A 20591-nucleotide genomic window follows, 5' to 3' on the forward strand; every position below is an offset into this window, starting at 1 on the left:
GTTCATTTTTGTTCTAAAATATTTTAGATTTATATAAACTTGTTTTTAATTATATATACATAATTCCTATATGTCAATAATTAAATTATATTTTTTGTGCACATTTTACAACTTAGTCTTTATTATTTATTTTATTCTATATGATTACATATATTCTACCATTGTTTTACTTTTTACTTTACTATTGATTTATTTTAGTTTTTACTTTATAATATTTTAATACTTGATAAAAGGGAGGCATCATGCATGCTGCATATAAAAACACTGGATGAAGGTCTGGATGTGTTTAAAGCTCTCGGCTCTGAAGTCAGAATTTCTATCATAAAGCTTTTAATTAAAAATAAAGGTATGAATATGAACGAACTGGCCGCCGGCTTAAATATCACCAATGGTGCTTTGACCAGCCATATTAAGAAATTGGAGGACTGCGGAATAGTCTCTATTGTCAGTGAATCAGCAGGCCACGGTAATCAAAAGAAATGTATGGTCCACCTGGACAAGATTTTAGTAGAATTGGAAAGCGAAGAAAACAAGAAAAACATTTACGAAACAGAAATAAAAATCGGTCATTATTCCGGTTATCAGGTGTTTCCCACCTGCGGTCTGGCTACTTCCGCCCAGCTCATCGGCGAAGTGGATGATGCCAGATACTTTGCACATCCAAGCCGTGTAGACAGTGATATCCTATGGTTTACACGCGGCTTTGTGGAATATGTGATACCGAATTTCATACCGATTTCTCAAAAAATAGACCAAATTACCATTTCAGCAGAATTAAGCTCAGAAGCTCCCGGTATTAATGATGCCTGGCCTTCCGATATCCATTTTTACCTGAATGACATTTGCCTTGGAACCTGGACCAGTCCAGGAGATTTCGGTGATGTGAAGGGAATCTTTACTCCTGACTGGTGGTATCCTAACTGGAATCAGTATGGCTTGTTAAAACTAATCGTTATAAACGAGAGCGGAACCTTTATTGACGGTCTTCAGATCTCCGAGGTATGTTTAAAGGATCTGAGCTTAAATTACGGTAGCAATATCAAATTCAGGCTTGCAATTCCCGATGATGCAGAGCATGTAGGCGGGTTAACGATTTTCGGGCGAAACTTCGGTAATTATAACCAGGACATAAAAGTGAGAATTCACTACAGCCCTCTGGATGACAGCAGCCAGTCTGTGAGCTTCCATAAGGCAGCTCTACAGAGCCTAACTCAGGTTTAAGAAAATAAATCATAAATCAATTTACAGATAGAACAAAGAAACCTTTTTATCAGACTCTGGCAATGGCGCGCTGTCACATTAGTGAAAGCGCGTTTTTGCATTCCACCCGGCAGGGCTTTATATTACCGGAATCCATTTACCATTAAATTAATAAGAGTACCACCGGCCAACCATCTTCATTCATGTGCATCTGATAAGCTCTTACTCTTACTTCATGCCCTTCTCCTTTGCTTCAAATCTGGTATGAAATATCAGGAAATACATTGGAAGCAAGACCGCCAAAACTTAAGATTATATAGTAATATTCTGTCTCCGGACTGTATTGCATGTAAGCTCCTTCAATCCTTACATGATTACCCCATCTGCTCCTTCTATAATTTGAAACCTGTTACAGAACCGTTTTATTGACTTTGGAATAAACTATTTTAATTGCAACTAAACATTTTATATTTTCTGCGTTTCCATTAAATGTAAAATCCTTTAAAACACTTAAACTATAGAATTAAAGAAAGGGCATTCTTCCGTTGAAAGATTAGTCTTAATAACATTTAGGAACTCTCAATAGGATAACTTGATTTATTTTAGATTTTACAATATAATTTACTTAATCATTGCGGATAACGTGAGTTTTTATTGTTTACGAATCGGATCCAGTATATGTAAGTAATTGTAGTCTTTTCTATGTTTGCAAGGCCCCTCTTAGTGTCCTCACAAACATAGAAAAGGTTATAGGCAGATAACCAAAGGAGGATAATAAACTATATGCTGCACATTAAAACCCTGGATGAAGGCCTGGATGTTTTTAAAGCACTTGGTTCCGATGTGAGAATCACCATTATTAAATTGTTACTGAAAAACAAAGGCATGAATATGAATGAGCTGGCTACCAGCTTAAATATTACCAACGGTGCACTGACAAGCCATATCAAAAAGCTGGAGGATTGCGGAATCGTCTCCATTGTCAATGAATCAGCCGGTCATGGCAATCAGAAGAAATGCATGGTTTATCTGGATAAGATACTTATCGAATTCGAGACCGAAGAATACAGAAAGAATATTTATGAAACTGAGATACGTGTAGGTCATTATACAGATTTTCAGATTTATCCCACCTGCGGACTTGCTACTGCCTCCCAGCTTATTGGTGAAGTAGACGATCCCAGATACTTTGCTCATCCCGGCAGAGTGGATTCAGATATTTTATGGTTTACAAAGGGTTATGTAGAATATGTGATTCCCAATTTTGTTCCTGCGTACCAGAAAATCGATCAGATATCTATCTCAGCCGAACTTAGTTCAGAGGCTCCTGGTATTAACAATGTCTGGCCTTCTGATATCTATTTTTCCTTAAACGGTACCACTATCGGTATGTGGACCAGTCCCGGAGATTTCGGTGATGTCAAAGGAATCTTCACACCTGACTGGTGGTATAACAACTGGAATCAATACGGAATGCTTAAAAATATTACAATAAATAATACCGGCACATATCTTGACGGTATTCAGATATCAAATATCTCTTTGAAGGAATTTAATTTTGACTATAAGAGCACCATTAAATTCCGCTTATCCGTTAAGGAAGACTCTGAACACGTAGGTGGATTAACCATATTCGGCAGAAACTTCGGCAATTATAATCAGAATATGAATGTACGGATCCATTTCAGTCCTCAGGAGGATAACCTTCCTTTAGCTACCGGTTTATAATCAGAATTACGGCTTCAACCAAATAGAAAGACTGCTACATATAACTTAAGTCATGGAGTTTCCTCCGTTATACTTATATTAAATGCAGCAGCCTTTATTAATACCAGTATAATTTGCAGCTTTCTTTAACAGCTTATTCTAAGGATTTATTTTATTCTCTAAGGAAAATACAGGCATGTTATTATCATCCCACTTTACTTCCAGCAGCATTGCATTTCTTCCCGGATCTCTTAAACTGTCACCGATTATCTCGTCATACTGTCTGGCATGGAATACCATAATATCTTTTGTTCCATCTTCCGATTTCGTGAAGCTGTTATGACCAGGACCGAATACTCCTTTTTCTCTATCAGAAACCAGCACAGGTTTATTCAGTTTCCTCCAGGATACAGGATCTAATAAGTCTGAATCTGCATCTGCATAAAGCATCCCCACACAATAACATTCTCCTGTAGCACTGGAAGAAAAGGTAAGGAAAATCCGGTTATCGCGTTTTAATACCGCCGGGCCTTCGTCTACCCAGTAACCCACCCTTTCCCAACTGTAATCCGGGGTTGTTAAGAGCACCTGAACCGTTTTTAATTTCCAGGGTGTTTCTAATTCAGCGATATAAAGATTGGATATCATCTTGCCAACACCTACTTTTTCAGCCCAGACATAATAATTCCTGCCGTTGTTTTCAAATACCGTTGCATCCAGGGAAAAGGAACGGAAGGAGAACTCATCCTCATCGGCACACTGCATCGGACCAAGTTCCTCCCAGCTGCCAGTCGCAGGATCAGCCTCTTTACAGGTCAGTACATAGGGTCTGATACGCCAGATATCCTCTTTCTCACCGGCTGCAAAATAGATGTACCAGTTACCGTCTATGTAATGAAGCTCCGGTGCCCATATATGGTAGCTCATCAGACCGCTTTCATGTTTGTTCCATATTACATGCTCCTCAGCTGCTGCAAGTCCTTTCAGTTCCTTGGCTTTGCGAAGTATAATCTTATCATAGGCAGGTACAGAAGCAGTGAAGTAATAATACCCATCACTATGCAGATATACATAAGGATCAGCCCTCTCTGTTATTAAGGGTTTGTTATAATAGGTTTCTTTAAAATTATCTCTGTTCATAAATTCCCTCTCATTCTGTTGCAAAATAACAATTAAAATAATTCTTCTGCATAACATTTGTATAATATTAAAATATTTTATAAATTTCTAAACATATTAAAATAATAGCTTATACCCATGTTAATTGTCAACTGGTTTTAATTATCTATAACGGACATATTGCTTTCAGTTAGTATAAGAGCAATCCAGGAAAAAAGCTTATAATTAAAATTGAACCAATAAAAGAAGCCCTCTGAGCTTCCACCATACAACGTCCAAAAGACAGGATATCGATTTCCCATGCTAAAACCGTACAATAAATCGTACCCAATTAGCACATCTAATCGATAACCTGTCTTTTACCCAGTCATTACAGAAATATCAAAGGACTTCTTCCAGTCTTTTATTGAGTGCCTAACAACCCTTCTCTAACTTATTTTTCGATATGTAAAAATATAATACAAAAAAACAGCCCATAACAGCAATTCCAGCCAATAAGAAATATGCAGCCCGTATATTATATCTGGAAGCCACATCCCCCGTTAGAATAGGAAAAAGTGTCATACCTATAGCATAAAATGCCTGAAAGAATCCCATAGCAGTTGATTTTTTCTCCTTTGGCACCTCTTTCATGGCTTCTGAGGTTGCAAAGGAAAAAAGAATTCCCGTAGACATACCAGGTAATATCTGAAGCAGGAAAATAACAGGAACAGAATTTACGCTTGGTACCAGGATACAGTACAACGCTATTATTATCAACACCAAAGGTATCCAAAACCTTGGTCCTCTCTTAACACAGCACTTAGAGGAGGCAAATCCCGAGAATCCTACAGCAGATATCATATAGACAATGGAAGCCAGTCCTATCTTAGCTCCTGTTGCTCCTAAATCTTTCAATATCTGGGAAGTGAAAGACATAGTCGTTGACAATTGAATTCCTTGCTGGATCAGAGCAATAAATGCAAACATCCAAATCCGTTTATTCAAACATATCTTTACCAAATTACCCACAGCTATTGTTTCATGCTTTTCCTTTGGTTCCTTAATCATCAGTCCCAGACAAAATGCAAGGCCACCTGCTGCAAAACTTAATATACAGATCATTTGCATACCCAGCCAGTCATAGAGCACCGTACTGGTGACAAATCCAAGAAGAATACCAACATTATTAAAGAGAATAATACGGCTGGTTGCAGTCTGCTGCTGATTATCTACATAGCAATTGGTATAGAATACCATAAAAGAGATCCACATGGAGGAAGCAAGACCGGATAAAAGGTTTGCCGCCAGAAATCCTGCGCCACCAGGCCAAAAAATTCTTATAAGGGAAGCCATTCCTGCTGCCAATGCACCTGTCACAATAAACAGCTTATGCCGTCCTGCCGAATCAGCCATTAACCCTACCGGAAAACGAAGCAGCAATTGTGATATTCCATATGCGCCTATTACTACACCCACAAAACTGCTTGTAACTCCATAAGCCGTTAAATACATGGTCTGATATGGCATGTAGACATATTGTGCAAACCAGAATAACGATACCATTGCCAGGAATATTATTTCCTGAGATTTTGAGATTTTCTTCACCTTATAGCTCCAATCCGTCCACTTTTTAACGAACATTTATTTCAAGATATTAAAAGTTTATCATATAAACTCTTATTTGTCCGCTTTAGCGGGCTAAATTTCAGTTGTACCTCCTCTTTTTTGATTGTACTCTCCCAATACCCTGTGAATATGTATTGTAAGATACAATTCTTCTGTAGCCGTCAGGGCTGTCTGGAATCTCTCCTGAATATATTTTCCAACCTTCTTCACACAGGCATATTCCTTTTTGCAATTGGATATTATTTGATTATACAAAAGGTCATTTGCTTCCTCCGGCATCTGGCAGTCTGTAAGCAGCCTCTGGGCGAAAAGTCTCAAATGTGTCGTAAATCTGGAATATGCAATGCTGTCTTCATCATAGCAAAGTATAAAATTATATTTCACAATATCCAGAATGTCCTTCAGGGTTTCTGTTATAATACGATTGTTGGCATTATAAGGATTATTGTGCTGTGCATTGATAAAATGAAATGCTATGTTTCCAGCTTCATCAACAGGAAGTTCCAGTTTCAGCTTTTCATTTATCAGCTGTAACGCAAATATACCCACCTGATATTCATTGGGACTGAATTTCTTCATTTCAGAAAGATAGAAATTCTCCAGAATGATACCCTTCTCCATTCTTTTCACTACAAAGGATAAATGATCCGTCAAAGACAGATAGATATGTTCCATTAATTCCATCTGATAATTATCTACTGCATAATCAATAATTGTCTTTGCCAGTTCAAAAAAAGTACTGTCAATCTCTGAAGCCAGACGCATTACATTTTTTGAAGTTTCTCTGTCTTTCATAACAAAGACCTTTTCTATTTCATCCTTTTTCAGCTGATAACCTATGGCTTTGTTAAACCCAATACCTTTGCCCATCAGAATAATTTCATGACCTACATCATCCAGCGCAAGTATTAATGAATTATTCAATACCTTTATAACACGCATTTCTACACCCATGCTTTCTGTTCTTTACAGCACTTCCCCATTCATCTCTATGACTTGTTTATACCAATGGAAACTGTCTTTCTTTATACGCTTTAAGTCTTTGATATCCTGGTCATTTCTATCCACATAAATAAAACCATAGCGTTTCTTAAATCCTTGATGTGAGCTTAGCAGATCCATCACTGACCAGGGAGAATATCCAAGCATTTCAACACCGTCTTCAATGGCAAGAGCACATGCCTTAACATGATCCCTAAGGTATGATATACGGTAGTCATCATGTACCTTACCATCTTCTGTCAGGGTATCAGCTGCTCCCAGGCCGTTCTCTGTTACAATTAAGGGCAGTCTATAACGTCCGTAATATTCATTTAAAACGATCCTGAGTCCCATAGGATCTATCTGAGCACCGTACTCACTGGCAAGGAGGTTCGTATTTTTCTCATCCCTGAAGTATCCATACTGATCAAAATCCACTTCATTTGTCCGGCAGATTCTGCTTCCAATTGGGTTTTCATCATCAACAGGTAGATATCTGGCACATAAGGTTCTATAGTAGTTAAGTGCTATATAATCCATCTTTCCGCTTTTCAGAATTTCTTTATCCCCTTCTTCCATAAACGGGATAATATTTCTTTCTTTTAAATAACGCATATAGTATCCAGGATACTCTCCTGTGAAGTGAATATCAAGACAATAATTTGTCTTAAAGTAGTCATTCATTCTGGCAGCCCAGACATCTTCCGGTTTATTGCTGTAAGGATAAGTACAGGTAGAGGATACTGCCGGCCCTATCTTACCCTCAGAAACAATCTGATGGCAGGCTTTTACTGCCAGAGCATGCGCCAGGAACATATGGTAATCCATCTGTGCTCTCATTTTATCTGCTTTATAGGCATCCGTTTCATAGATATTCATACGTTCATCAACACGAATCATCAAATTCTGTTCGTTATGCACCTGCCAGTACTTCACCCTGTCACCGAAAGCTTCAAAGCATACACGGGTATATCGTTCAAACGCAAATACACAGTCTCTGGATTCCCAGCCATTGTATTTTTCCACCAGAGCATAAGGAAGGTCAAAATGATACAGCGTAACAAAAGGCATAATATCATTTTCCAGAAGAAAATCAATAACCTGATTATAGAACTCCAGACCTTTGGGATTGACCCCGCCATCTCCATCGGGTATGATTCTTGCCCAGGAGATAGAAAAACGATAGATTTTAAGTCCAAGTTCTTTCATTAGTAAAATATCTTCTCTCCAATGATGATAAAAGTCACTGGCTACTTTACTGTCTGCCTGAATATGGGAACGCTTAAAGGAATTATAGTCTGCTACTGTCTTTCCTTTGCCGTCTTCCTCCCATCCGCCTTCAATCTGAAAGGCAGAAGAGGATGCCCCCCATAAGAAATTATCCGGGAATTGTTTATTCATATTGTATACCATTTTGCATCGCAGGTTTCCCTGCGATACTGCCATTTAAAAAGAGTGAAAGAATCTTATTTCGGCACCTTTCTTAATCGTATTTTCTTTTACTCATAGTATAGTTGAACTTTCGTTTTTTCTCTTCCAGACTTAAAAAGAACTGTCCTGGTGTCTTTGTCTGGAAGAGAGAAGAAACATAACATGCAATATGACATCTTTATTTATACTAATTGCCAAGGCTTATGACATCTTTATTTATATTTGCATGTTCTGCTTCCATACCGGAAACAAAGGAATACTCATCCGTATTACTTACGATAACCGGAACAATTGTGTCAAAGCCTGCTTCTTTTAACTTATTAATATCAAAAGATATTAGTTTTGTACCTTTACTTACATGAGCTCCTTCTTCCACGTGCTTCTTAAAATACCTGCCTTCCAGATTCACGGTATCAATACCCACATGTATTATCAATTCTGCCCCACTGTCTAATTTTAATCCCAGTGCATGCAAAGTAGGGTAAACCATTAAAACAGTACAGTCAGCAGGTGCCACTACTTCACCTTTTTCCGGGATGATTGCAATTCCTTTTCCCAGGGCTTCTGAAGAGAAAACCTCATCATTTACAGCAGCTAAAGAAACCGCTTTGCCTTCTACAGGAGAAGCAATAGCAATATCTGCGTGTTTAGCTGCAACGGAATCAACAGCAATTACTTTTTCTTTTTTTGATTTACTCACTGTTCCTATATCTTCAAAACCTACCAGGTAAGTCAAGATTGCTGCACCAAAAAAGGCTACTCCGATGCCCACTAAATAAAATAAGAATTTGGTAAGACCAAATGCTGCATAGGTTGCTAAGGTCATAACACCATTATTGGCAAAGGCATCACCGTAAACGCCTCCGGCGCCCATTATGGCACCACCGATGGCACCGCATATGATAGCGCAAACCATTGGTCTCTTTAATCTTAAATTACAGCCGTAAATAGCAGGCTCTGTAATACCGCAAAGTACCGCTGAAATCGTGGATGACGCAGCAACTGTTTTAAGGTTTTTGTCTCTTGATTTAAGCATTACTCCTAAAGCTGCTCCACCTTGTGAGAAATTGGCGGCACCGGCAAAAGCCAGAAGGTTCTGGTGTCCATATTGAGCAACATCGTTGATACCGATAGGAAGTAAAGCTCTATGAGCACCAAAGACAACGAATACACACCACATACCGCCAATAAAAGCTCCGCATAAAATGGGGCTGATATCCATCATTCCTGTGTACAGGAAATTTATAGCATTACCAATGTAGATACCAATAGGTCCAAATACCATAAAGGTTGCCGGAACCATAACAAATAATGATATTCCCGGAACCAGAATGATCTTAAGCACCTCCGGTATCACTTTCTCCAGGAATTTCTGTATATAAGATAAAATAAATACACCGATTATAATTGGTATAACAGAGGAGGCGTAGTTGGCTTTCGTAATTTCAATACCAAACATGCTGACTGCCGCTTCTCCGGTCATAAGTGCCACAATAGCCGGGTAACACATCGTTCCACCAAGAGCCATTGCAATAAACTCATTTGCTTTAAAGACTTTAGCACAGCTATAAGCAAGGATTAAGGGCATAAAATAAAAAATAGCATCCGTTGCACCAAGTAACAGTATATAAGTCTGGTTTGTCGTAATGTCACCGCCATTATTTGCAATAATGATCTTGGCAATTGTAAGAAAACCCTTCATCAAACCGGAAGCTGCAATAGCCGGAACCATAGGAGTAAACATATTGGAAACCGCAATTAACAATCTGTTCCAAATGTTTCCCTTAGTCTGAGCAGAGTTATCACTGTCGCCTTCTTCCAGGGATACCATAGGAATCATTGCATCAAATACTTTTGTTACTTTTGCTCCCAACACCACCTGAAATTGTCCGCCGCTTTCTACTACGGAGATAACACCTTCCAAATGTTCAATAATTTCTTTATTAGCCTTTTTAGAATCCTTTAACACAAATCTTAATCTGGTAAAGCAATGGGTCAGGTCCTTAACATTGGAGGAACCTCCCACATTGTCCAGAATATCTTTTGCTATTCTATTGTAATCCATAAGTTTTCCTTTCATAGGTAAATTCTTATTTCGCTAATGGCCGGTTAGAGAAATAAACGCACAAAAAAAGATCCAAATGAAGTATGAGTATAAATGGATAGACTACTATCCATTCTGCACTTCATTCCGATCTTGCCTGCACTACCAGTAACACGTCGTTTTACTATTATGTTTTTGAACAAACTTATATTATCATATTATTAGTTAATATGCAATAGAAATTTGTAGTTTTTTGCGATAAACCTATGAGTTTTATCATAGGACCAGTACGCACAGAAAAAAGGTTGGATAAAAATCCTAAATTATATCTAAAAGATCAGAAGTTAACGCCTACTGATTTTGGTATCTTTAACCCATAAAATTATTTTTATAGTAAAAGCCCAGAGCTATACTTCAAGGCTCCGGGCATACCCTCTGCTGATATTATTATTTTATTCTTTCTGAACAACAAAATAGCAATCGATCTATATAAAATGTAAGAACACATGTAAAAATTCACTCAAAGATTACCTGTCTTCAATATGCTCCTATAAAATGTCAGTGGGATTATTCATTAATGTAACCAGACGAAAGCCATGTCTGTGTCCATTCTCGTTAGAGGTATACCCTTCCAGGTAATGTACATGTCTGTCACCCATGGGTACAGCCCTATAAGTCTTTCCCTCAAAAGTGTGAAAATGTCCCTCTGCATTATCCGTATGAAAGGCAATTTCATGATAATGTTCACCATTAGCCGTATAAACAGCCTCACCGGTTACAAAAGAATATTTGTGATAATGCTTATCTTCAGCCATCTTCACATAACCCTGCACTTCATGCACATGATTCTTATATTGCGAGACATTGCTATTCATTCTAAGTTTTATATAATGCAAGCTCTTCAACTCCTTAAGACACCATCCTGTATGCTTTTGTGCCTAAGAGTATCATATGCTTATTGTATAAAAAGGGTGCTAACCTTACCGAAGTCTCTTGTCTTCAAATCTGGCATGGGTCTTCAGACAGTAGATAAGATTGTTTATTCTATCTTCTATATCGCCGTCTTCTATAATACAATCCATAGAGATTGCCATATGATTCACAATCCTGTCAGTAAGGTTCTTACGGCTTCCAACCAGAACATTCAGCTTCTCCTCATAGGTGTCAGCGTCAAGAAACGCAAGAAGAACAGGGCTCACAGCTTCATTATCCTCCTGCCTTGTCTTAATCTCTTCCATCTCTTTCACCTCATTGGACCGGGCTGTTGGTTCTGTATGGAATTTGGCAGCTGGCTGAGTGTATTCTGAAACAATCTTCTGTTCTGCTTCAGGCAGTTCTACAGAATAAGGAGTCATTTCCATAAGAAAGCTGCTTAGCTCTTTGGCATAAACCTTGTAGTCCCCTGTCAAATCCTGATACACCGCAATCTCCTTCTGGCTATCCTTATCAGTGGCAAGCAAAATAAATTGAAGTAGTTTCATATCTTTGTTAAAAAATAACTGTCCGGCTGCGGGTCCCCTTTTGTCCTCCATCTATGACTCTCCTTTTATCTATCAGAACAATTTCAGTCCGTCTCTGGTAACAATACCGTAAATATACTTCACCGGCTCTACCTGCTGTGAGCCTATAACATAAGCCCCAAGAAGCCTTTGCCTTGCTGCCTGAACCTTCTCAGGAATATTGCCGTAAAGCACTGCAAGAGTATCTCCTTTATTGATCTTATCACCGATTTTCTTAACGATCTCAATACCAACTGCTAAATCAATTTCGCTGTCCTTAGTTTCTCTTCCACCACCTAAAACCAGGGAAGTCATTCCGATTTCATCCGTTATAATAGAGGCAACATAACCATCTGAAGGAGCCTTAACTTCTTCTATTATGGATGCTTTGGGGAATTTATCAGTATTATATACAGAACTGTCGTCACCACCCTGAGCACGTACAAATTCTGCAAATTTATCCAAGGCTGTATGGTCGGTTATGGTAGCTTCCAAGGCTTTTCTTGCTTCTTCTACCGTTGCGGCTTTACCGGCACCATAAACCATATAACTTCCAAGAGTTAAGCTTACTTCCAGAAGGTCCTTCGGCCCCTTACCATTTAAGGTATCAATGGCTTCTTTCACTTCGATGGAATTACCCACAGCATTTCCCAGGGGCTCATTCATATCTGTAATTACTGCAAAAGTCTCTCTGCCTACACCATTACCGATTTCCACCATAGCCTGAGCTAAGGCAATGGATTCATCCAATGTCTTCATAAATGCTCCGCTGCCGGTCTTTACATCCAGAACGATTACATCCGCACCGGAGGCAATCTTTTTACTCATGATACTGCTGGCTATTAAAGAAATGTTGTCCACCGTGGCTGTAACATCTCTTAAGGCATAAATTTTTTTATCCGCCGGAGCCAGGTTAGCAGTCTGTCCTACAATTGCCATCTTCATACGGTTAACATTGGCAATAAACTGTTCCGTTGGAATAGCTGTTGAAAATCCTTCAAAGCTCTCCAGCTTGTCAATGGTACCGCCTGTATGCCCTAAGCCCCTGCCTGACATCTTGGCAACCGGAATCCCCAGTGACGCTACCATAGGAGAAAGGACCATGGAAGTCTTATCTCCCACTCCACCGGTACTATGTTTATCCACCTTAACTCCTTCAATTTCTGAAAGGTCTAACATATCTCCGCTGGCTGCCATAGCCATGGTCAACGCTATGGTCTCCTCCTTGTTCATGCCTTTTAAGCATACTGCCATTAAAAATGCTGACATCTGATAATCAGGGATACTTCCTTTTGTAAAACCATCTACGATAAATGTAATTTCATCTTCGGTCAAAACCTGTCCATTTTTCTTTTTTGTAATAAGGTCATACATATTCATAACAATTTCCTCCATCGGGTTCCATCTATTAAATTAAATTTCTTTTTTTCCAATCGCCAGGATGTGTATGAAAACAACAAAGCATTAGCCTACACAATTTAAAAGGTTACTTATTATTATATTCTTTTAAATGGTATTATTCAACTTAAACCTTAAAAATACACACATCAAACCTTAAAAATACACACACCAGATAAATGAAGATAATAAATATATATGACCGGATGAATTGCATTACCTTTAGGTCTTTGCATATTTATAAATTTTGTTGACTTGGCTTTCAAAAAAAGATACAATGCTCTATAATAAGTTTTGACTACTATACGCAAAGGAGCATTATTATGAGTTTCGATTACCGAAAAGAAGTTATATCTCCTGCCGAACTACTGAGTACTTATTCTCTGACAGAACAGGAACGACTTGCTAAAGCAGAAAGAGACCAAGAGATCAAAGACGTTTTCATGGAGAAATCCGATAAATTTATAGTAATTATAGGACCTTGCTCTGCTGATAATGAAGATTCTGTCTGCGATTACATTAACAGACTTGCCAAAGTGCAGGAGAAGGTTAAGGACAAGTTAATTCTGATACCAAGAATCTATACCAATAAACCCCGTACTACCGGAGAAGGTTACAAGGGCATTGCCCATCAGCCCGATCCCGAAAAGAAGCCGGACTTGCAGGAAGGCCTTATAGCCATGAGAAAAATACACTTAAGGGCAATTAAAGAGACCGGTCTTACCGCAGCTGACGAAATGCTTTATCCGGAGAACTGGCCTTATGTGGAGGATATCCTCTCTTATGTGGCTGTAGGTGCACGTTCCGTAGAAAACCAGCAGCACCGTCTTACCATCAGCGGTATTGACTGCCCTGCCGGTATGAAGAATCCCACCAGCGGAGATTTATCCGTCATGTTAAATTCCTGTGTTGCGGCACAAGCTTCCCACACCTTCCTCTACCGTGCCTATGAGGTGAAAACCACGGGTAATCCTCTTGCACATTGTATATTAAGAGGTGCTGTCAACAAACACGGACAGGCTATTACCAATTATCACTATGAAGATTTGATACACCTGCTTGAAATGTATAACGAAAGAGAGCTCACTTATCCTGCTGCCATTATAGACGCAAACCATGCCAACTCCAACAAGCTGTATTTCGAGCAGCCCCGTATCGTTAAGGAAATCCTGCACAGCAGAGCTGTGAACCCGGATATCTCCAAGCTGGTAAAGGGCGTTATGATCGAAAGCTATATTGAGCCCGGAAATCAAAAGGTATCAGAACACACCTATGGAAAATCCATTACCGATGCCTGCCTGGGATGGACTGAATCCGAAAAGCTGATTTACACAATAGCCGAACATATCTAATTATTAATTCAGTCAATTGAGGTTCTGTAATAAAACTGCATAATAATACACAAAGCTGCTGCTTTAAACCAGGTAAACAGGCAGATACTTAATAAATATCTTCCTGCTTTGTTTAAAACAGCAGCCTTTTTTATATTAATATTTAATTCTATGTACCAACTTGCTTGCAAATACTGTTTTAAAACAGCAGCCTTTTCATATTGATATCCTTACATATGCAGGAATCCCTTGAACTATCCTTGGTAATTCTATTAAAGCTCTTCGTTTAAGCCCTTGGATGGGTATCTGTATATACTTTCGTCAGCTTCCGTTCCCCGCTCTGTAAATAGAATTGTGTAGTGGAGATATCCGCATGACCCAAAAATTCCTGAATACTTCTTAAATCCGCTCCATTTTCAATCATATGTGCAGCAAAAGAGTTCCTTAGAATCTGCGGTGTTATTTCCATGGTTATTCCGGCATTTTTCCCATAGCTCTTAAGCAGCTTCCAAAATCCCTGACGGCTCATAGGCTCTCCGGAAAGGTTCGTAAAGAGAAAATCCGTACTTACACTTCCTACTAAATTCGGTCTCCCAAAGCTGAAATAATTCTCAAGAGCATGCTTTGCCATATTTCCGAAAGGTATCAGCCTTTCTTTTTTGGCACCGGCACATCTTAGAAATCTGTTCTTGAGATTCAGATCCTCCAGTTTGATCGATATAAGTTCCGTTACCCTGATACCTGTAGCATATAAGAGTTCCAGCATGGCCTTATCTCTCATACCTTTTATGGTATTGATATTGGGCTGTTCCAGAAGTCCGTTCACTTCCTCCGTTGACAGGGAAGTATGGGGTTTCTTCTCAATCTTAGGAGGCTTCATTCTCTCTGTGGGGTCATGTTTCATTTTACCATGCTTGATAAGGTATAAGATAAATGCTTTAATAGAAGCGATATTTCTAGAAACCGTAGCTGGTGACAAACCTTCCTTTTCCAGAGTCAGGACGTAGGAATTTAAACTGGTTTCGCTGATCTTATCTTCTTCCGTAATATTTTGCTTATACATATAATTGACCAGTTTGGTCAAATCATTTTTGTAAGAAAGACAGGTGTTTACACTTGCATTCTTAACCTCTGTCATATATGTAATAAATTCCTGCAGGGCAGCCTTCATACAGCAATTCTCCTTTAACGAAATGATATAACGTATGTCCTATTATTATCATTATAATTGCTAGTTTTGGGAATTGCAAATCAAAAATTACAGTTCTTTGCGGTTATCTTCATTTGTATGCTCTCTAAAGAGATTAAGGTAATAAATAATATTATTGTCAGATGGCTCAAAGGAGAAAGTGTATGAATACCACTACGTTCTCTTAAATTCAGCCATACAGCTGTAGCAAATTAATACCAGTCCGATTGCCGTATAACCTATTCTGCCTAATACAAATGACATTGGCAGTGTAAACGCCGGGTCCAGCGCTCCTATAGCAATCGGATAACGAAGGAAGACTCCTCCGCCTATTAAATCCACGGCATAGGGTAAACCAATGGAACTGATAATAAAAATTACTGCCATCAATCCATAAACAAGACTGTTGTGAATCCTTCCGGCTATTAATCCGATTCCCAATACGAATATTACGGGTGGAACCAGTATCACAAGGGCCGGCATCAGAAACGCCGAAAAGTCATTTAATTGGAATACCACAGCATAAAAGGCAAGACCAAGTATAAGGACACCTATGCATAAAAGCAGATACCCGATTCCAATAACAGCAATGCGGACCAGCATGTACTTTACAGTATCTATTGAGGTTGCCAGCGTTAACCGCTGGACACGTTTTTCTTTAGCCGAATAGATATAGGTAACAAAAAATAAGGTACAGATTAATTGAACAGGCATTACCTGCGCCAGATAATAACCAAAGCTCCAGGGTGAGAAAGGTGCTGTATTTGATATTCCCATTATTACTTCACCAAATAAAGTGTACCAGCCATTAAATAAAGTAATTGCAAAAAGTATTATATAGAACTTGTTCCACAGCAGCCGTTTTGCTTCATATCCAAATATTTTAATCAAGGTTTAAGTCCTCCTTTGTCAGACCGCAGGCATCAAGAAACTCCTGATAGCTCAGTTCCGGCTGGTTAGAATTCCTAAATATTTCTGCCAGTATCTGATCCATTTTATCCTCTCCCCCTACCAGCTCTTCGGCCTTAAGAATCTTAAGTGGAATTTCACAGTAATTCATAACGGTAGTTTTAGAGTTTTTAATCCTTGCCTGATAGGTTTCCGGCAGTTTATCTAAATATTCAGGATTTCTGTGGTAGAAATTCAGGTAGTAATCTGATACTTCCTTTTCCCACACCTTAACATAATGTTTCCTGGCATACTCCTCACCATACTTTTCCTTCATTAACCGGTAGGTGGTATAAACCGTCAGTCCTTCACTGGACCATCCGCTTTCATTATCCCAAGGAAACATCTTTCCAAGCCCCCACCACTGATGTATGATTTCATGTGCCATAACTTCATTGCCTGAAGCTCCTTTCAAAGGGTCTCCCAAACCTTCTTCACTGAAACAGTTCTCATCCATTACACTTATACCGTCCATGGCAAATCCGCCTCCCATATAAGCGGTGAGTTCCACCAGCTTAAAGGGATGTTCTTCCGTAATAAAAGGAAAGGCCCCATAATGTTTACTGCAGTATTCAAAGACTTCCTTTAATGTATCTTCTATATTAACACGCTCCATGGCAGCTTTATGTTTGGCACTGTAGTAAAAATCAATCTTGGCTCCGGCAGCTTCAATATGCTTAACATCATACTCTGCAGCATAAAGATGCCAAACAGTACCTCCACCGCTGCTTCGCCAGGTTGTTGTACCATCCTTATTTTCCTGAAGCACTTCTATGGTATCCCCGGCAGTAACGGGTATCAGATCTGAAGGCACTGTAATGTCCGCTATGGTTTCCTCCCCACCATAAAAGCCTGGGATGGGAGCGAAATCCTGATTTACAAGAAATATGTAATCCTTGCTAATTTCTGTTTGTCCGGGAAAGATTTCTTCAATACTCCATAGCTTAGGAAAGCCTCCATATTCAATCACCAGCTCTATTTCTTTGTCCTTTGGCAGAGTAAACCTGATTTGCTTCTGATTTAAATCATCATCTTCAAGATCAGTATAATCGATAGCTTTCGTATTGGCAGTTATCTTTAGAATCTTATAACCGGGATTAACAGATATCATACCCACCTGTTCCTGACCGCTGTCATTAATTAATTGAAGTGTCTGTACCCCCTGCTGTTGTCCGCTTTTTATATCCGGCGTTATGTGAACATAATATTTCTTTAACTGTATTTCCTCGTTATAGACCAGTTTATTATAGGCATCATAGTTTATTTCAAGAGGGCTGTTGTCAATAAAAGGCTGTCCGGTATATAAATAGACAGCACCTGCAATCATAACAACTGACATAAATGGCAACAGTATCTTTTTGCTGTTAGTAATCAGGGAACCAGGTAAGCCTTTTGCGTATCTTCGAACACATAATAATGAAAATATCCATCCGCCGCCAAGTAAGAGAAGCCAGAAAATTCTGTTATACAGCACCATCATCAGAACATAGCTGTTTCCAAAATCATCCGAAAGTACGGGTATTACAGGGTTAATCCAACGTAAGATAAAGCTGTTATACATTAATCCCGTTAAATTAGCACAGGCAAAGATAAAAAAAACAAGGAAGCTTACATCCACCCGCCTTACTATTTGATATATTCCCGTAACCGCCAAAACAGTAATGATATAGGCTGGAACTGTGACAAACCAGAAGCACTTTAAATATAAGGACAACCGGAACACAGAGCCAAGAACAATTACTGTATAGGGCAGATACAGGATTGTTAAGAAAATACCACATACTATTGCAGCTATTATAAGTGAGGTCATCCTTACCACATTTAACAGCACCGGTGATACGATGCTGTCTGTTATCACGGCGGTTCTGTTTCTATGTACCATATCAAATTCATAAAGAGCTAATATCGCAAATAGAAAAGCACCTCCAAATGCGCCTGCCAGTGCGGGGTTTGCAATATAAGCCGCTGATCTCATTAAGGTATTTGAAGGTTTGTAGAGAAAATACCCTGCCAGCGGAGTAAGAACAGTAAGAAGCAGAATACACCAGGTAAATCTGGTACGAAAGATTCTCCCGGTTTCAACTTTCAGATAGGTCAAAAAGTTCATATATCCACATCCTCTCTGGTAATCAGATACATATATGCATCCTCTAAAGTCGGCTCGGTTTGCTTGGCCTCCGGAGGCAATTCCTTAGCAACTATACGGCATTTCACCCCATTTGCAGTATTGATACGGGTTGTTATATGGTAATCCCCATGCTCTTCTTTCTTACCTTCTTCCAAGACACCCACATGCTCCCAAGCCATCAGGATTAGCTGCTCCGGTGTTCCGTCATATCGAATTCTGCCTTCATGCAATACAATCAGCCGGTTACAGATTGACTGGACATCTTCGATAATATGAGTAGATAATATTACAATTTTATCCTCTGCTTTTCTTGAAAATAAATTACGGAAATTTATTCTTTCCTCCGGATCAAGTCCTACCGTAGGTTCATCAAATATGAGTAAATCAGGATTGCCAAGGAATGCCTGAGCGATACCAACACGTTGCCTTTGTCCACCTGAGAGCGTTTTAATCTTTGCTTTTCTTTTCTCCTCCAGATTCGTTTCCCTTATAGCTTCATTAATAGCTTCCTTACTATTCTTAATTCCTTTTAAAGCAGCCATATAATCCAAAAACTGATATACTGTGAGCTCATCATATAAACCGAAGGTCTGAGGAAGATAACCTAAGGATGCTTTCAACTGCTTTTCATTTCTGAGTAATTCTACTCCATTAACTGTTATATTGCCGGAAGTAGGCAGCAATTCAGCTACCAGCAGTTTCATAAGTGTTGACTTGCCGGCACCATTTGGTCCAACCAACCCAATCAGATTGGGACTTTTCATCTCAATGGCAACATCATTAAGAGCCTTTTTCCCTCCAGGATAGATTTTATTGATCTGACTAATTGCGATATCCATTATAAACCCCTTTCTATATTAGAAATTTTTATTTTTATTTATAAATCTCTCTTTTTTTATTAAATTACTTATAACTTGAATCCCTATCTTTGAATTACTTAATCTGCCTGTCTGTAATAATAACTGCTTTCTGAGCTGTAACCAATTTCTCCGTCTTCTCCTGTCTCAGTTATATCCGTGGTTATAGCGATTACTGTTTCTACCGTTGTAGTATTAAAATCAATTCCAGTCAGTATGATTCCGAATAAGGTCATTGCAATAATAACTGCACCTGTTTTCTTCTCACTACCATCCATAATGGAATGGATTCTTTGTTTTATCCCCTTCATACCATTTGATAAGTTGGCCGAAAATACCGGCTCCGCTTTAGAATGCCCCTGCATCATTCCTATAATAGTTTCACAATACCGTATTCTACTCTCGGTATCTGACCCTTTAACTACTTCATAATCACAGGAAAGTTCACATTGCTCTGCGATTACTTTTCCCATTATGTATACCAGTGGATTAAACCAGTTGATTGCTGTTGCTATCAGCACCAAGCCTTTATACCATAGATCCTTTCGTACAAAATGAATCAGCTCATGCCTCAATACCAGAGAAAGCTCTTTATCAGATAATTCCAGGGCAGGAATTAATAAAACCGGATTTACAAATCCTATCTGCATGGGACTTGAAATACATGGACTAATCAGTAATCTGACCGGTTTTGTTATTCCCATATCCCGGCTTAGCTTCTGCAGCTGTATATATTGCTCTGAATCTTTATCCTCCTCTCCCCAACGTCTTAGCAGCTTTGTAAATCGGTAATGCCTTCGTCCCTGGTACAGGATAAAGCTAATAAAACCAACAAGCCATACACTCCCTATAATTTGATACCAGGGGATGCTTACACTCTCTGCCTCTTTTCCTTCACTTAGATATATATCCTGCTCATTATCTGGTGGATAGCTATAAATATATATGGGTTCGTTAGAGGGACGTTCAACCATAATTTCAAAATGAATACGAAAGGGTACAACTAAACCTATAACAAGAAACAGCCAGGAATAATAGATCCATTTAGCACGGTATTTAGTTATCAATCGTGGAGTTATGATAAGAAAGCAAATAATTAGCAAGGACATGGCAGCTGAGTTTCCCACTAATAAATTCAAAATCCTCTCCAT

At 38.9% G+C, this 20591-nt stretch carries 16 protein-coding genes; 3 read left to right on the forward strand and 13 right to left on the reverse strand.

The genetic code is table 11. The features are described from left to right. The first annotated feature begins 246 nt into the window (after positions 1-246). Together BR73_RS0118485 and BR73_RS0118490 are read left to right on the forward strand one after the other, a co-directional pair. Entirely contained in the window at positions 247-1221 is a 975-nt protein-coding gene (locus tag BR73_RS0118485; protein ID WP_051685307.1) for a winged helix-turn-helix transcriptional regulator, read from the forward strand. A 762-nt stretch (positions 1222-1983) separates the two neighbouring features. Next, on the forward strand, positions 1984-2928 hold the full coding sequence (locus BR73_RS0118490) for a winged helix-turn-helix transcriptional regulator (protein WP_033166755.1): 945 nt from the start codon (positions 1984-1986) through the stop codon (positions 2926-2928). 138 nt (positions 2929-3066) lie between these two features. On the opposite strand, the gene BR73_RS0118495 is transcribed toward BR73_RS0118490, so the two are convergent. The 8 genes from BR73_RS0118495 to BR73_RS0118530 all read right to left on the reverse strand — a co-directional run bounded on the left by BR73_RS0118495 (position 3067) and on the right by BR73_RS0118530 (position 12969). Beyond that, entirely contained in the window at positions 3067-4047 is a 981-nt protein-coding gene (locus BR73_RS0118495; protein ID WP_033166756.1) for a family 43 glycosylhydrolase, read from the reverse strand. Positions 4048-4440: 393 nt separating this feature from the next. After that, positions 4441-5613 (reverse strand): MFS transporter, encoded by a 1173-nt coding sequence (locus tag BR73_RS0118500; RefSeq protein WP_033166757.1) that lies wholly within the window; start codon positions 5611-5613, stop codon positions 4441-4443. Positions 5614-5706: 93 nt separating this feature from the next. Beyond that, positions 5707-6576, reverse strand: a complete 870-nt coding sequence (locus BR73_RS0118505) for a PRD domain-containing protein (protein ID WP_033167610.1) — start codon at positions 6574-6576, stop codon at positions 5707-5709. Between the two features lie 24 nt (positions 6577-6600). Then, positions 6601-8016, reverse strand: coding sequence for a glycoside hydrolase family 1 protein (locus tag BR73_RS0118510; protein WP_033167611.1), 1416 nt, complete (start codon positions 8014-8016; stop codon positions 6601-6603). Positions 8017-8233: 217 nt separating this feature from the next. Next, positions 8234-10111 (reverse strand): beta-glucoside-specific PTS transporter subunit IIABC, encoded by a 1878-nt coding sequence (locus BR73_RS0118515; protein ID WP_033166758.1) that lies wholly within the window; start codon positions 10109-10111, stop codon positions 8234-8236. 527 nt (positions 10112-10638) lie between these two features. Further along, the gene (locus BR73_RS0118520) at positions 10639-10986 is read right to left on the reverse strand and encodes a YmaF family protein (RefSeq protein WP_242860700.1); all 348 of its coding nucleotides are present in this window, start codon (positions 10984-10986) and stop codon (positions 10639-10641) included. A gap of 84 nt (positions 10987-11070) precedes the next feature. After that, positions 11071-11622 (reverse strand): hypothetical protein, encoded by a 552-nt coding sequence (locus BR73_RS0118525; protein WP_033166759.1) that lies wholly within the window; start codon positions 11620-11622, stop codon positions 11071-11073. 21 nt (positions 11623-11643) lie between these two features. Then, positions 11644-12969 carry a pyrimidine-nucleoside phosphorylase gene (locus tag BR73_RS0118530; protein WP_033166760.1) on the reverse strand — a complete coding sequence of 442 codons (1326 nt, stop codon included), beginning with the start codon at positions 12967-12969 and terminating at the stop codon, positions 11644-11646. A 341-nt stretch (positions 12970-13310) separates the two neighbouring features. Between BR73_RS0118530 and BR73_RS0118535 the strand changes: the two genes are divergently transcribed. Then, positions 13311-14339, forward strand: a complete 1029-nt coding sequence (locus BR73_RS0118535) for a 3-deoxy-7-phosphoheptulonate synthase (protein WP_033166761.1) — start codon at positions 13311-13313, stop codon at positions 14337-14339. A 265-nt stretch (positions 14340-14604) separates the two neighbouring features. Here the strand turns inward: BR73_RS0118535 and BR73_RS0118540 are convergent, their stop codons facing one another. The 5 genes from BR73_RS0118540 to BR73_RS0118560 form a co-directional block, all read right to left on the reverse strand. Beyond that, complete coding sequence (locus BR73_RS0118540; protein WP_033166762.1) at positions 14605-15489, reverse strand: tyrosine recombinase; 885 nt, start codon at positions 15487-15489, stop codon at positions 14605-14607. 192 nt (positions 15490-15681) lie between these two features. After that, on the reverse strand, positions 15682-16398 hold the full coding sequence (locus tag BR73_RS0118545; protein ID WP_033166763.1) for a hypothetical protein: 717 nt from the start codon (positions 16396-16398) through the stop codon (positions 15682-15684). After that, positions 16391-18562 (reverse strand): hypothetical protein, encoded by a 2172-nt coding sequence (locus BR73_RS0118550; RefSeq protein ID WP_033166764.1) that lies wholly within the window; start codon positions 18560-18562, stop codon positions 16391-16393. The genes BR73_RS0118545 and BR73_RS0118550 overlap by 8 nt, the downstream gene beginning before the upstream one ends. Continuing rightward, on the reverse strand, positions 18559-19422 hold the full coding sequence (locus BR73_RS0118555; RefSeq protein WP_033166765.1) for an ABC transporter ATP-binding protein: 864 nt from the start codon (positions 19420-19422) through the stop codon (positions 18559-18561). The genes BR73_RS0118550 and BR73_RS0118555 overlap by 4 nt, the downstream gene beginning before the upstream one ends. Positions 19423-19520: 98 nt before the next feature. Then, positions 19521-20591, reverse strand: a complete 1071-nt coding sequence (locus BR73_RS0118560) for a M56 family metallopeptidase (RefSeq protein WP_051685309.1) — start codon at positions 20589-20591, stop codon at positions 19521-19523.

The organism is Clostridium sp. KNHs205 (genome assembly GCF_000702945.1).
Taxonomy (GTDB): Bacteria; Bacillota; Clostridia; order Lachnospirales; family Lachnospiraceae; genus Anaerocolumna.

Coding starts and splice junctions, on each gene's coding strand:
- BR73_RS0118510 (WP_033167611.1), bottom strand. CDS start 8,016: ATGAATAAACAATTCCCGGATAATTTCTTATGGGGGGCATCCTCTTCT.
- BR73_RS0118560 (WP_051685309.1), bottom strand. CDS start 20,591: ATGGAGAGGATTTTGAATTTATTAGTGGGAAACTCAGCTGCCATGTCC.
- BR73_RS0118490 (WP_033166755.1), top strand. CDS start 1,984: ATGCTGCACATTAAAACCCTGGATGAAGGCCTGGATGTTTTTAAAGCA.
- BR73_RS0118550 (WP_033166764.1), bottom strand. CDS start 18,562: ATGAACTTTTTGACCTATCTGAAAGTTGAAACCGGGAGAATCTTTCGT.
- BR73_RS0118535 (WP_033166761.1), top strand. CDS start 13,311: ATGAGTTTCGATTACCGAAAAGAAGTTATATCTCCTGCCGAACTACTG.
- BR73_RS0118515 (WP_033166758.1), bottom strand. CDS start 10,111: ATGGATTACAATAGAATAGCAAAAGATATTCTGGACAATGTGGGAGGT.
- BR73_RS0118530 (WP_033166760.1), bottom strand. CDS start 12,969: ATGAATATGTATGACCTTATTACAAAAAAGAAAAATGGACAGGTTTTG.
- BR73_RS0118540 (WP_033166762.1), bottom strand. CDS start 15,489: ATGAAGGCTGCCCTGCAGGAATTTATTACATATATGACAGAGGTTAAG.
- BR73_RS0118525 (WP_033166759.1), bottom strand. CDS start 11,622: ATGGAGGACAAAAGGGGACCCGCAGCCGGACAGTTATTTTTTAACAAA.
- BR73_RS0118495 (WP_033166756.1), bottom strand. CDS start 4,047: ATGAACAGAGATAATTTTAAAGAAACCTATTATAACAAACCCTTAATA.
- BR73_RS0118505 (WP_033167610.1), bottom strand. CDS start 6,576: ATGCGTGTTATAAAGGTATTGAATAATTCATTAATACTTGCGCTGGAT.
- BR73_RS0118485 (WP_051685307.1), top strand. CDS start 247: ATGCTGCATATAAAAACACTGGATGAAGGTCTGGATGTGTTTAAAGCT.
- BR73_RS0118555 (WP_033166765.1), bottom strand. CDS start 19,422: ATGGATATCGCAATTAGTCAGATCAATAAAATCTATCCTGGAGGGAAA.